Annotated in this window: 12 protein-coding genes; 11 read left to right on the top strand and 1 reads right to left on the bottom strand. The window is 59.7% G+C overall.

Going from position 1 to position 13427, the window contains the following annotated elements; genetic code table 11:
* Positions 1–108 precede the first annotated feature (108 nt).
* The 8 genes from CXK96_RS02000 (at position 109) to murB (ending at position 6946) form a co-directional block, all read left to right on the top strand.
* On the top strand, positions 109–2334 hold the full coding sequence (locus CXK96_RS02000) for a DNA internalization-related competence protein ComEC/Rec2 (RefSeq protein WP_180981471.1): 2226 nt from the start codon (positions 109–111) through the stop codon (positions 2332–2334).
* Between the two features lie 71 nt (positions 2335–2405).
* Positions 2406–3038 carry a MotA/TolQ/ExbB proton channel family protein gene (locus CXK96_RS01995; RefSeq protein WP_102834821.1) on the top strand — a complete coding sequence of 211 codons (633 nt, stop codon included), beginning with the start codon at positions 2406–2408 and terminating at the stop codon, positions 3036–3038.
* Complete coding sequence (locus tag CXK96_RS01990; RefSeq protein WP_102834820.1) at positions 3035–3463, top strand: ExbD/TolR family protein; 429 nt, start codon at positions 3035–3037, stop codon at positions 3461–3463. Before CXK96_RS01995 ends, CXK96_RS01990 begins: the two co-directional genes overlap by 4 nt.
* The gene (gene lpxK / locus CXK96_RS01985; protein ID WP_102834819.1) at positions 3463–4470 is read left to right on the top strand and encodes a tetraacyldisaccharide 4'-kinase; all 1008 of its coding nucleotides are present in this window, start codon (positions 3463–3465) and stop codon (positions 4468–4470) included. The genes CXK96_RS01990 and lpxK overlap by 1 nt, the downstream gene beginning before the upstream one ends.
* A 47-nt stretch (positions 4471–4517) precedes the next feature.
* Positions 4518–4703, top strand: a complete 186-nt coding sequence (locus tag CXK96_RS01980; protein ID WP_102834818.1) for a Trm112 family protein — start codon at positions 4518–4520, stop codon at positions 4701–4703.
* A complete protein-coding gene (kdsB, locus tag CXK96_RS01975) occupies positions 4700–5464 on the top strand; it encodes a 3-deoxy-manno-octulosonate cytidylyltransferase (protein WP_102834817.1) in 765 nt (254 codons plus the stop codon). The genes CXK96_RS01980 and kdsB overlap by 4 nt, the downstream gene beginning before the upstream one ends.
* Position 5465: 1 nt before the next feature.
* The gene (locus CXK96_RS01970; protein WP_102834816.1) at positions 5466–5930 is read left to right on the top strand and encodes a low molecular weight protein-tyrosine-phosphatase; all 465 of its coding nucleotides are present in this window, start codon (positions 5466–5468) and stop codon (positions 5928–5930) included.
* Positions 5927–6946: a UDP-N-acetylmuramate dehydrogenase gene (murB, locus tag CXK96_RS01965; protein WP_102834815.1), complete on the top strand. Its 1020-nt coding sequence runs from the start codon at positions 5927–5929 to the stop codon at positions 6944–6946. The genes CXK96_RS01970 and murB overlap by 4 nt, the downstream gene beginning before the upstream one ends.
* Before the next feature lie 176 nt (positions 6947–7122).
* On the opposite strand, the gene rne is transcribed toward murB, so the two are convergent.
* Positions 7123–10263 (bottom strand): ribonuclease E, encoded by a 3141-nt coding sequence (rne, locus tag CXK96_RS01960; protein WP_219807514.1) that lies wholly within the window; start codon positions 10261–10263, stop codon positions 7123–7125.
* Between the two features lie 551 nt (positions 10264–10814).
* On the opposite strand from rne, the gene rluC reads away from it, so the two are divergent.
* From rluC to sppA, 3 genes are read left to right on the top strand one after another with little or no spacing between them, the layout of a single operon-like run.
* Complete coding sequence (gene rluC / locus CXK96_RS01955) at positions 10815–11768, top strand: 23S rRNA pseudouridine(955/2504/2580) synthase RluC (RefSeq protein ID WP_102834813.1); 954 nt, start codon at positions 10815–10817, stop codon at positions 11766–11768.
* A complete protein-coding gene (locus CXK96_RS01950; protein ID WP_102834812.1) occupies positions 11761–12450 on the top strand; it encodes an HAD-IA family hydrolase in 690 nt (229 codons plus the stop codon). The genes rluC and CXK96_RS01950 overlap by 8 nt, the downstream gene beginning before the upstream one ends.
* Complete coding sequence (gene sppA / locus CXK96_RS01945) at positions 12440–13420, top strand: signal peptide peptidase SppA (RefSeq protein ID WP_102834811.1); 981 nt, start codon at positions 12440–12442, stop codon at positions 13418–13420. The genes CXK96_RS01950 and sppA overlap by 11 nt, the downstream gene beginning before the upstream one ends.
* Positions 13421–13427: the final 7 nt, after the last annotated feature.

Here is a 13427-nt window from a genome sequence, read left to right as displayed (position 1 = left end):
ACATAAATTCTACACTGTGAGCACCGACAGGACGTCGGTCAGGCTATAGGGCGCGGCATCTGGGGTGTCCAGAGGGACCCGTCGCTGGAAAGGACTCCGGGAGATCCAATGCGTACAGCGATGCTGGCGCTGGCAGCAGGCCTTCTGCTACTGCGTTTTTTACCGCAATTGCCGCCCGTCTCTGTGTTGCCATTCGTATTGGCGGCGGGGCTGGCGTTATTGCCGTTCCGCTGGCGAGCGGTCGGCTGCTTTCTCTGCGGGTTTGCGTGGGCCTGTCTCAGCGCCCAGGACGCTTTGGACGACCGCCTTGCGGTCGAGCTTGATGGCCGAACGTTCTGGCTGGAAGGCATGGTAAGCGGTCTGCCGGATGTTCGCGGTGGTGTGGTGCGCTTTGAGCTGGTCGATATAACGTCCCGGCACAGCGGCCTTCCGTCCCGGCTTCGCCTTGCGTGGTACGGCGGTCCAGTGATGCAGGCAGGGGAGCGATGGCGGCTCGCTGCCAAACTGAAAAGGCCGCGAGGCTTGGTCAATCCTCATCCATTCGATTACGAGGCCTGGCTTCTGGCTCGGCGAATCGGTGCCAGCGGCACGATCAAAGCCGGAGAGCGCTTGTCGGCGGCTGAAGGGGAGCTGGCATGGCGCGACCAGCTGCGGCAGCGTTTGTTGGCGGTTGATGCTCAGGGACGTTCCGGCGCCCTCGCGGCATTGGTGGTAGGCGATGACAGCGGTCTCTCCACCGCCGACTGGCGCGTTCTCCAGGACACCGGAACCGTTCATCTGATGGTCATCTCAGGCCAGCATATAGGCATGCTTGCCGGCTTGCTCTATGGCCTGGTCGCGTTGTTAGTGCGTTGGGGCGTCTGGCCGCGTCGAATCGCCTGGTTGCCCTGCGCTTGCGGTTTGGCATTGGCTGGTTCGCTTGGCTACGGTTGGCTGGCAGGCTTTGATGTACCGGTCCAGCGAGCGTTGGTAATGGTCACCCTGGTGCTCTTGTGGCGTTTGCGGTATCGGCAGCTCGGTGTTTGGTTGCCGCTATTGATCGCGCTCAATGGCGTCCTGCTTTTGGACCCGCTGGTCGGGCTGCAGTCGGGGTTCTGGTTGTCTTTTTTTGCAGTGGTGCTGCTTGCGCTGGTATTTAGTGGTCGGCTTGGCAGCTGGCGTTGGTGGCGCACATTAGGACGCGCACAGTGGAGCATGGCTCTGGGTCTATTGCCGATCTTGCTGGCGCTTGGCTTGCCGGTCAGCCTGAGCGGACCTATCGCCAACCTCTTTGCAGTGCCTCTAGTCAGCGCGGTCATCGTACCCCTGTCGTTGCTGGGCACGGTCCTGTTATGGCTGCCAGGCGCTGGCGAGTCGCTGCTATGGATCGCCGGCGGGCTGTTGGCAATACTTTTTGACGTACTGCAGTGGCTTGCTGACTGGCAGCCCGCCTGGCTGCCGGCATCATTGCCAGTCTGGGCTTGGCTGCTGGTTGCGCTTGGAGTGCTGCTGACTCTGCTGCCCTCCGGAATCCCTTTCCGGGCACTGGGTCTGGTGCTTCTTCTGCCGTTACTGTTTCCTCCCACCAATGAGCCCCCGGATGGGCGGGCGGACATCTGGTTGCTCGATGTGGGTCAGGGGCTGGCTGTGCTGGTGCGCACGCATCAGCATGCGCTGCTGTATGACGCAGGCCCGCGATATGGTGACTTCGACCTCGGTGAACGAGTGGTATCGCCGTCTTTGCGCGCGCTCGGCGTTAGCGATCTAGATCTGCTGCTTCTCAGTCATGCCGATAGCGACCATGCGGGTGGCGCATCGGCGATTCAGCGACAGATGCCAGCTGGACGGGTAGTCAGTGGCGAGCTAGACGGACTGCCTGCTTCCTTAGGCGCCGAGAGCTGCCGCTCCGGCGAAGCCTGGGAATGGAATAGAGTCCGCTTCACGCTTTGGCAATCACCGCAGGCCATCGATGGAAATCAGGCCTCCTGCGTGCTGTTGATAGAGGCGAGCGGCGAACGTTTGCTGCTCACCGGGGACATTGACGCGGAAACTGAGAATCTGCTGCTGGCGAGCGACATGCCGCTAGACGTCGACTGGTTGCTGGTGCCGCATCACGGCAGCCGCAGCTCTTCTTCCGCTGCATTCATCGAGGCAACAGGAGCCCAGCATGCGCTGGTCTCACGCAGCTTGCATAACGCATTTGGTCATCCTCATCCAGATGTGGTGCGGCGGCTGCAGGCGGCTGGAGCGCAGCTCCATGATACGGCTGAGCAGGGTGCAATGCAGATTCGCCTAGGCGGTTTCGAGCCTGTACGAGGATTACGTGCAGTGCAGCGATTCTGGCGGGAAAAATGAGAACCGGGGCCGTCGGCGGGCTGGCGGCCCTATGCTAGAGTGGCGCCACTTTTTCGAGGGGGATTCATCTCGTGTGGGAGCTGGTTAAAGCGGGCGGCTGGATAATGCTGCCAATCATCCTGTGTTCCATCGCGGCCGCCGGTATCGTTGCCGAAAGACTGTGGACGCTCCGGCCTAGTCGAGTGACTCCACCGCACCTGCTTGGCCAGGTATGGAAATGGATCAAGGACAAGAAGCTCAGCAACCAGAAGCTCAAAGAGCTGCGCGCCGACTCGCCGCTGGGCGAGATCTTGGCTGCTGGTCTGGCTAACTCCAAGCATGGTCGGGAGATCATGAAAGAGTGTATCGAGGAAGCAGCCGCGCGCGTTGTCCATGACTTGGAGCGCTACCTCAATGCCCTGGGTACGATTGCCGGTATCGCCCCCTTGCTCGGGCTTCTTGGTACGGTGCTGGGCATGATCGAAATTTTCAGTGCCTTCATGGGCTCCGGTATGGCCAACGCGCCGTTGCTCGCAGCGGGCATTTCCAAGGCGTTGATTACCACCGCAGCGGGTCTGATGGTTGGCATCCCGGCACTGTTCTTCCATCGTTTCCTCTTGCGCCGTGTCGAAGAGCTAGTGGTCGGCATGGAACAGGAAGCGATCAAGCTGGTTGAAGTGGTACAGGGTGACCGTGACGTCGACCTAGGAGAGGGCAAGGCGTGAAGTTTCGTCGCAAGGCGCGGGAAAACGTCGACATCGGCCTGGCCCCGCTGATTGATGTGGTGTTCATCCTGCTGCTGTTCTTCGTGGTGACGACTACCTTTACTCGCGAAACTCAGCTCCAGGTTGATCTTCCTGAGGCGGCGAGCGGTGTGCCGCCGCAGGAAAGTGAGCAGAAGCGGCTGGAGGTTGTTATCGACGTCAATGGCAACTTCAGTCTCAACGGCAAGGCGCTGATCAAGCATGATCTGAACACCTTGATGGCGGCGCTCAGTAAGGAATCGGGCGGCGATACCAGTTGGCCGATGATCATCAGTGCCGATGGCAAAACTCCGCATCAGGCGGTTATTACCGCCATGGATGCGGCCGGGAAATTGGGCTTTGCGCACCTGCGCATCACTACCGTTGAGGCCCAGCCGGAGCCCTAATGTCCTTTGCTGATCGCCTCCAGCGGGCCTGGTACAAAGGGCATCCTGCCTTGGCGCTGCTCGCACCACTGGAAATGCTCTACCGGCGCGTGGTGACCGCTAAGCGGAAGCGGTTCATCGAAGGCGTGAGCGACTGCTATCGGTCGCCGGTGCCTGTGGTGGTGGTCGGCAATATCACCGTTGGCGGCACCGGCAAGACCCCCTTGATTCTCTGGCTCATCGAGCACTGTCAGCGACGAGGCCTGAGAGTCGGTGTCGTCAGCCGTGGTTACGGTGCCAGGCCACCCGAGTATCCGTGGCGAGTTGAGCCCGAGCATTCGGCGGCCGAGGCGGGCGACGAGCCGTTATTGATCGCGCAGCGGACAAACGCACCGGTCATGATCGATCCTGATCGCTCCCGCGCGGTTCGTAAATTGCTTGAACTCGAGTCGCTGGATCTGATTCTTTCCGATGATGGGATGCAGCATTACCGATTGGCTCGCGACCTGGAGCTAGTTCTTATCGACGCGGCGCGCGGGCTGGGTAACCAGCGCTGCCTACCCGCGGGCCCACTGCGAGAGCCACTGGAGCGACTAGACTCGGTCGATGCGGTGCTGATCAATGGCACGCTGACGGACAGTCCCTCTGGTTTTGGATTCGCCCTACAGCCATCAAAACTCATCGAGCTAAGCACTGGGCAGGTCAGGTCGCTCGATCATTTCCCGTCAGGCCAGCAGATGCACGCAGTTGCTGGAATCGGTAATCCACAGCGTTTCTTCGCCACGCTTGAGGCGCTACACTGGCGACCGATTCCGCATGCCTTCGCCGATCACGCCCGCTATAGCCTGGAGCAGCTGAGTTTCAGTCCAGAGCTACCCTTGGTGATGACCGAAAAAGATGCGGTCAAATGCCGGGCTTTCGCGCTGCCGGGCTGGTGTTATCTCCAAGTGCAGGCCGAGCCTTCCGCAGCGTTCGTCGCCTGGTTTGATGCCCAGCTGGACCGTTTGCTGCCGCCCGTTCATCTCTAAGTCGCCCGATCTGCCTGGTGCAGTCGGCTGCATCCAAGGACTGCGCCATGGATACCAAACTGCTCGATATTCTTGCCTGCCCGCTCTGTAAGGGTCCGCTGAAGCTGGCCGATGACAAGTCCGAACTGATCTGCAAGGCCGACGGCATGGCCTTTCCAGTCCGGGACGGCATTCCAGTGATGCTCGAAAGCGAAGCCCGCACCCTTGACGTGGATGAGCGTCTGGACAAATGACTAACGCTTATACCGTCGTGATCCCGGCGCGTTACGCATCAACCCGACTTCCAGGCAAACCCCTGCAGGACATTGCTGGTAAACCCATGATTCGTCACGTCTGGGAGCAGGCCTGCAGGAGCGGCGCGCAGCGGGTGGTGATCGCTACGGACGATCAGCGCATTCTGCAGGCTTGCGAAGGCTTCGGTGCACAGGCATTGCTGACCCGGGTCGACCATAACTCGGGTACTGATCGGCTTGCCGAGGTGGCGGACCAGCTGGGTCTTGCGGCTGATGCGATAGTTGTCAACGTACAGGGCGATGAGCCATTGATCCCACCGTCGGTGATCGACCAGGTTGCGTTCAATCTGGCTGCGCACCCCGAAGCGGCTATCGCCACACTAGCGGAGTCAATCAGTGATCCGCACGCGCTCTTCAACCCGAACGTAGTAAAGGTGCTGAGCGATATCAATGGCCTCGCACTGACCTTCAGCCGTGCGCCGTTGCCGTGGGCTCGTGACGAATTCGCGCGTGATCCTGATGCGCTTCCGAGCGATGTTCCGTACCGTCGGCACATCGGCGTCTATGCCTACCGCGCTGGGTTCTTAGCTGACTTTGTGGCTTGGGGCCCATGCTGGCTGGAGAATACCGAGTGCCTCGAGCAGTTACGTGCGCTATGGCACGGCAAACGCATCCACGTCGCCGATGCGGTCGAGGCACCTCCGGCAGGGGTCGATACCGCCGAAGACCTCGAGCGAGTTCGCAAGCTGCTTGGTGCTTAACGTGAAGGTCCTGTTCGTTTGCATGGGCAACATATGCCGATCTCCCACCGCTGAGGCGGTGTTTCGCAAATGCGTAGAGAAGCTCGGGATGGATGACCGAGTCACCGTCGATTCGGCTGGAACCGGCGATTGGCATGTCGGCAAAGGCCCAGACTCGCGTGCTTGTATGGCGGCCGCGAGGCGAGGCTATGACCTCACGGCGTTACGGGCGCGCCAGGTCTCCCTGGACGATTTTCAGCGTTTTGATCTGATACTGGCGATGGATCAGGACAATCTGGATCGGCTGCATACCATGCGTCCTGCAGTCTGCAATGCAGAGCTCGACCTGTTTCTGCGTCGATACGGATCAAGCAAGGATGCCGTCCCTGATCCGTATTATGGCGGCGAGGACGGTTTCGAGCAGGTGCTCGATCTGATTGAGGATGGCGCTGCGCAATTGCTCAATGAGATCAGAGGGCGTCAATGAGCCTCCAACTCGAGCGGGGTCGCTCCCTCAAGGCCTTAAACACCTTTGCTGTCGAAGCCCGTGCTGCCTACTTCACTGAGGCGCACGACGATCAGGCGGTAATCGAGGCGATCTATGACGCCCGCCGCCTTGATGTTCCGCTATGGATACTGGGTGGAGGTAGCAATCTGGTATTGACCGGGGACGTAGACGCCCTGGTGCTGCGCATGGCGAGCCGCGGTCTTCGAGTACTCGAAGATGACGGCCAGCGGGTAGTGATCGAGGCGGAGGCTGGCGAGCCCTGGCATCCATTCGTGTTGCGTAGCTTGGAGCTGGGTTTGGCTGGACTGGAAAACCTCAGCCTTATCCCCGGTACGGTGGGTGCAGCGCCAATCCAGAATGTTGGCGCGTACGGTGTCGAGATCAAGGATGTCTTCGCTGGGCTGACCGCACTGGACTGCCAAACAGGCAATCTGGTTGAATTTGATCCGGCTGCCTGCGAATTTGGCTACCGCGACAGCCTGTTCAAACGTCAGGCCGGACGCTATGTGATTCTTAGGGTGCGCTTCGTGCTTCGCAGGGCTGCGGTACTCAGTCTCGAATATGGCCCCCTCCAGCAGTGGCTGCAGCAGCACGACATCCACTCACCGACTCCTATGGACGTCAGCCGCGCAGTCTGTTCGATTCGCAGTGAAAAGCTGCCGGATCCCAGGGTCCTCGGAAATGCTGGCAGTTTTTTCAAGAACCCATTGATTCCTCAATCGACTGCTGATGCCTTGCTAGCGCAATACCCCAGCCTGGTCGCGTTTCCGCAGCCTGACGGGCAGGTCAAGCTCGCCGCTGGCTGGCTAATCGAGCGCGCAGGCTGGAAAGGCTATCGGGAAGGGGATGTGGGTGTTCATAGCCTGCAGGCTTTAGTGCTTGTCAACTACGGTCAGGCGACCGGCCAACAAATCCTTCATCTTGCCGAAAAGATCCAGGCTGACATCCTGGAGCGTTTCGGAGTGCGGTTGGAAATTGAGCCGAATGTCGTCTGACCTAGACTTGGTTAGGCTGCTCTGTATCCAGTCATTGCATTCCTAACCGCAGCCGTTAGTCAGCCACTCTGCAGCTATCTGCGTGCCCGGCGAAGGCGCAGCACGGCGTCACTTAAATGATCGTCGCCTACAAAAAAAGGGATGCCGAAGCATCCCTTTTTGCATTGCCGAGTCTGTCAGTCTTTACGCTTGTCGGCGTCCTGCTGGTTGGTTTCCTCGGATGCATCCGCACTAGCTTCAGCAGCGGGCTTGAGCGCATCTACTTGAGGCTGTAGCGGTTCGGCGACAGCCTGTTCGGCCTCTGCTTCGACCAGCGGGGCTTCCGGCTTCTGAGCAGCCTCAAAGCTTTGCTCCGCGTTGTCGTTTGCGGTGCTGACCGGTTGCTCGGTGGCTGGATCGCTGTCCGGCTCAGTGACAACGATTTCAGGGCTGGCCAGCTCTGCCGGCGCTTTGGCTTCGGTCGATGCTTTGGTTTCAGCTTCAGCTGCTTCCTTAGCCAGACGCTCTTGCTCCAAGCGGCGACGACGCACCTCACGTGGGTCGTTGGGCGCACGACCGCCTGTGGTCACGGTTGGTGCATCAGCCGCTGCAGCGCTCTGAACAGGCTCTTCGGCGACTGGTTCGGCTACAGCTTGCGCGGCCTTGGGCTCGGGCTCGCTAGCCGATTTCTGCGGCTCGGTGGCTTCGCGTGGCGCAGGGGTTGGCCTGGCTTCTGCCATAGCAGATGTCGCGGCTCCGTCTTCCAGCGGTCCAGTGGCATCGGCCGGCTTGTCGGCATCGGTGGTCTCAGGAGCTTTGTCAAAGGTCTCGGATGGCGGAGATGCTTCCGCTTCCTTTGTTTCTGTCTGAGCCTCAGTAGGCGCGATTTCTGTGTCGGCGGTGTTTGCCGCAAGAGCGGCGGCAGTCGCGGCGATAGCCACCTGCTCTGACTTCACCGGTGCGTTGCTTTCGCTGACTTCAGCGTTATTGGCCTGCGCTTCGTCGTCAATCTCGTTGCCGTTGGCATCGCGTTGACGGTCGCGACGATTGCTGCGGCGACGCTGACCACGCGAGCGGCGGCGAGGACGATCGCTACCTTCTGATGAATCCTGCTCCTCCTGGGAGTTCTCCGCAGTTTCGCTTTGCTGTTCTTCAGTGCTCTCGGCTTGTTCTGCCCGAGGTTTACGTTCTTCGCGGGGCGCACGAGGCTTGCGCTCAGGGCTTTCTTCACCGGCCGTTGCTACTGGCTCGGTTTGGGTAGAGTCATCGAGCGGTGCGCGCAATTCGCGCTTGCGCTCTTCTCGCGGCTGCCGCTCCTCGCGTGGAGAGCGTTCGCGACGTGGCTGCTGCTGTGGCTGCGCGTTGCTTTCGCTGACTTCTACTGGCTCGCGGGGTTCGCGTGCTTCCCGCGGCTTGCGGTCCTCGCGGGGCGGACGCGGCTGACGCTCTTCGCGAGGCTGGCGGTCTTCGCGGGGGGCACGCTCTTCGCGAGGTTTGCGCTCTTCGTCGCGATTACTGCGTGAGTCACGGCGGCGGTTCTGCTGGCGTCCGCTACGACGTTCATCGTTACGCTGTGGACGGCTAGCAGCGGCTGGCTTCTTCTCAACTTCGGCAGCGGGTGCTTCCTGCTTGCCGGCGAAGAGGCCGACCAGAGACTTGACCAGCCCCTTGAACAGGCTTGGCTCCTGAGCGGCTGGTGCGGGCAGCTCAGCGGGCGCATCGACAGGCGTCGGCGCTGGCGCCGTGCGCTGCGGTGCAGTTTTGACGGCTGCTTCCTGGCGAACAAGTGTGCGCGTCGAGCTGACTGGCTGAGCCTCCTCAACCTCGGTTGGGCTCATTTCATAGCTGGCCTGGCCGGCAATGATCTCTGGGCTATCGTCGCGTAGACGCTGCACTTCGAAGTGCGGGGTCTCCAAGTGATCGTCTGGCAGGATGAAAATGCGCGCTCGGCTGCGCAGTTCGATCTTGGTGATGGCGTTGCGCTTTTCATTGAGGAGGAATGCAGCAACCTGGAACGGCACGCGCGCCCGAACCTCGGCGGTACGGTCCTTGAGGGCTTCTTCTTCGATGAGGCGCAGGATAGCCAGTGACAGCGATTCGACGTCGCGAATGATCCCTTGGCCATTGCAGCGAGGGCAAACGATGCCACTTGTTTCGCCGAGCGACGGACGCAGGCGCTGACGGGACATTTCAAGCAGGCCGAAGCGCGAAATGCGACCAACCTGAATGCGTGCGCGGTCGGCCTCGAGTGCTTCGCGAACTTTCTCTTCAACGGCGCGCTGGTTCTTCGCCGGGGTCATGTCGATGAAATCGATAACGATCAGGCCGCCGATATCGCGCAGGCGCAGCTGGCGGGCGATTTCTTCGGCCGCTTCCAGATTGGTCTGCAGGGCGGTTTCTTCGATGTCGCCACCTTTGGTGGCGCGCGCCGAGTTGATGTCAATGGAGACCAGTGCTTCGGTCGGATCGATAACGATGGAGCCACCGGACGGTAGCTTCACTTCGCGCTGGAAGGCCGTCTCAATCTGGCTTTCGATCTGGAAGCGATTGAACAGCGGAACACTGTCTTCGTACAGCTTGATCTTGCTGGCGTACTGCGGCATGACCTGCTGGATGAAGGAGAGGGCTTCGTCCTGGGCTTCGACGCTATCGATCAACACTTCGCCGATGTCCTGGCGCAGGTAGTCGCGGATGGCGCGAATGATGACATTCGATTCCTGGTAGATCAGGAAAGGAGCGGGGCGATCCTGGGAGGCTTCCTTGACGGCGGTCCACAACTGCAACAGGTAATCCAGGTCCCATTGCATTTCTTCGCTGGAGCGGCCAAGGCCTGCGGTACGAACAATCAGGCCCATGTCGGCCGGAACGTTGAGGCCATTCAGCGCTTCGCGGAGTTCGTTGCGCTCTTCACCCTCGATGCGACGGGAAATGCCGCCGGCGCGGGGGTTATTGGGCATCAGAACAAGATAGCGCCCGGCAAGGCTGATAAAGGTGGTCAGGGCTGCACCCTTATTGCCACGCTCTTCCTTTTCGACCTGGACGATCACTTCCTGGCCTTCGCTCAAGACTTCCTTGATGTTGACGCGGCCTTCTGGCGCCTTCTTGAAGTACTCGCGGGAAATTTCTTTGAGAGGGAGGAATCCGTGGCGGTCAGCGCCAAAGTCTACGAAAGCCGCTTCGAGGCTGGGCTCGACGCGGGTGATCTTGCCTTTGTAGATGTTGGCTTTCTTCTGTTCGCGGGCACCGGATTCGATATCGAGATCGAACAGGCGCTGGCCGTCGACCAGTGCGACACGCAACTCTTCAGGCTGAGTTGCGTTAATTAGCATTCTTTTCATGTAGTACCGTCGGTTTCCAGAGCAACGGAAACGGCGTTTCGGCACACACGACTCTCGCGGTCGGTGTCAGGTGAGTCAGGAATGGTTGTAAGGCACTCCAGTGTCCAGCGATGTGAGGCCAGTTGGGCCAGCGTCGCGACGACGTCTCCTGCTTGCTGTCGGAACAGAAGCAATGGTTCGGGAGGAGGAATCAGCCAGCGGTAGCGGACGGAATGAAGCGTCTATGAAAGCCTTTGCTACGCAATCCGAGGGCTGTACATCTCCACCCAACACTCATACTTTGAAAATCGGGTGCCGCTCGCAGAATCCGGGAGCGGGTTATCGATTATCGTGATTCCCCATCGGGGGCACGCATCATGTCTTCAAGGCTTGTTTCGGAACTTGTGCTACTTGAGAAAAGCTCCGTTGGACGGCCTCACGTCCTCAAACATTGCTGGGTCGGAAATGGCGGTTTCGCTGGCATTCCCCAACCTGTCCGCTTTTGGCGGCGCCTGGACTATAACAGCAATGTTTAAGTGCTTCAAATAAGGGAAAATTGATATCATCCGCGGATGACAAATACCCCCTCTCAGACCTCCGGCGTGCAAATGCTCGAGGTCTCGCCGGAGCTTGCCGGCCAGCGCATCGATAACTTTCTCCGTACACAGCTTAAAGGTGTGCCCAAGACCTTGATCTATCGCATCTTGCGCAAGGGCGAGGTGCGGGTTAACAAAGGGCGTATCAAGCCTGAGTACAAGCTCCAGGCAGGTGATGTCGTGCGAGTGCCGCCGCTCAGGTTGCCCGAGCGGGACGAGCCAGTCCCGCTCGCGCAAGGCCTTCTTGATCGCCTTGAGGCGGCAATAGTCTTCGAAGACAAAGCATTGATCGTGCTGAACAAGCCGGCTGGTATCGCCGTGCATGGCGGCAGTGGGCTCAGTTTCGGAGTGATCGAGGCGCTGCGTCAGCTGCGCTCGGACGCAAAGGAATTGGAGCTGGTGCATCGCCTGGACCGGGATACTTCTGGGCTGCTGATGATCGCGAAGAAGCGCAGCATGCTGCGTCACTTGCATATGCAATTGCGCGGTGATGGTGTCGACAAGCGTTATATGGCGCTCGTACGGGGGCGCTGGGATACGAGCAAGAAACAAGTAAACGCGCCCCTGCTGAAAAACACGCTGCGTTCGGGTGAGCGGATGGTGGAGGTCACCGACGAGGGCAAGGACGCCCTGACGCTTTTTCGAGTGCTCCGCCGTTTTGGCGACTTCGCTACGCTGGTCGAGGCCAAGCCAGTAACCGGGCGTACGCATCAGATTCGCGTGCATGCCCGGCATGCCGGACACGGCATCGCCGGCGACAGCAAGTACGGGGATGAGGAGTTTTCTGCGGTTATTCGTGACCTGGGTGGCAAGCGCCTGTTTTTGCATGCCTACGCGCTCAAGGTGCCTTTGCCCGATGGTGGAGAACTGAGTCTGGAGGCGCCAGTCGATGAAGTCTGGACCCGGACGCTGGAGAGGCTTGGTGAATAACTACGAACTGCTGATCTTTGATTGGGATGGGACATTGGTGGATTCGATCGGGCGTATCGTCGAGTCCATTCTGGTGGCTGCTACCAAGTGTGATCTGCCGCGCCTGGATGAGAACAGTATCAAGGGAATTATTGGCCTGGGGCTGCCAGAAGCGATAGCTGTGCTGTATCCAGGCGAGACGGACAGGAAGCTGGTAGAGGCGTTTCGTCGTGCCTACGCCGATCATTATCTGGCCTTGGAGTCTGAGCCGTCGGCGCTCTATCCGGGAGTGGCGACGGCTTTACAGCACTTTCGTGATCAAGGGCACCAGCTTGCCGTGGCGACGGGTAAAGGGCGGCGCGGGCTGGATAGGGTACTGGCAGGGCAGGGCTGGAGTGATTTCTTCGATGTAACCCGTTGTGCCGACGAGACGGCCAGCAAGCCGGATCCGCTCATGATTCATGAGATTCTTGAGCACTGTGGCGTCAGTCCCGAGCGCGCCCTGATGATCGGGGACTCGGTTTTCGATCTGGAAATGGCTAGGCGAGCCGGCGTGGACAGTGTTGCGGTGTCCTATGGCGCGCAGCCTCTCGAGGTGCTGCTGTCGTGTTCGCCGCGCATGGCTATCAATCATTTTTCGGAGCTCGGTGAATGGCTGTGCTCTGCTGCTAGTCCCGCTGAGGTGGTTACATATGTCGGATGAATGGGGAAGGCCTGTGAGCGAGTCCAAGGAAGACGGCAACAGCTGGAAGCTGTTGGAGAAGACACTGCTTGCTGGCGTTCAGGAGCAGCGGCGAGCTCGGCGCTGGGGGATCTTTTTCAAGCTGTTGACCTTTGTCTATCTCTTTGGGGCGCTACTAATGTTCTCGCCTCTGTTGCAGATGGGTGACGGGAAAACTGTTGAGTCCCATACCGCGGTCATCAATGTCAGGGGGGTGATTGCTGACGAAGAGGCGGCGAGTGCGGACAACATTGTCGGTGCGCTGCGCACAGCCTTCGAAGATTCGAATACCAAGGGAGTGGTACTGCGGATCAACAGCCCGGGCGGCAGTCCGGTGCAGTCCGGTTATATCTATGACGAGATCCGCCGGCTACGTGGCGAATACCCGGCGATCAAGGTCTACGCGGTGATCGCTGATCTGGGCGCCTCGGGTGCCTATTACATCGCCAGCGCCGCGGATGAAATCTACGCTGACAAGTCCAGTTTGGTTGGTTCCATCGGTGTCACGGCGGCAACCTTCGGATTTGTCGAGACAATGGACAAACTGGGTGTTGAGCGTCGTGTGTACACCTCCGGCGAACACAAAGCGTTTCTAGATCCGTTCCAGCCGGAAAAGCCAGAAGAAACCGAGTTCTGGCGAAATGTGTTGGCGACCACTCATCGGCAGTTCATCCATAGCGTGAAGCAAGGTCGTGGCGATCGACTGCAGGTCGCCGGGCATCCCGAGCTCTTTTCTGGGCTTATATGGTCTGGTGAGCAGGCGCTTGAGCTCGGCCTGATCGACGGCCTTGGCAATGCCAGCTACGTCGCGCGCGAAGTGATTGGGGAGGATGAGCTGGTCGACTTTACCGTCAAAGAGTCGCCTCTGGAGCGATTCACCAAGCAGCTCGGCGTCAGTATTGGTTCGCAGTTGGCCCTGTGGATGGGTTTCCAGGGTCCGCAACTGCGTTAATGGGTTG

It is taken from the genome of Stutzerimonas stutzeri (assembly GCF_002890895.1).
Lineage (GTDB): Bacteria > Pseudomonadota > Gammaproteobacteria > Pseudomonadales > Pseudomonadaceae > Stutzerimonas > Stutzerimonas stutzeri_AB.
Note: the sequence above shows the minus strand (reverse complement) of the source record. Positions and strands in the feature narration are given on the sequence as shown.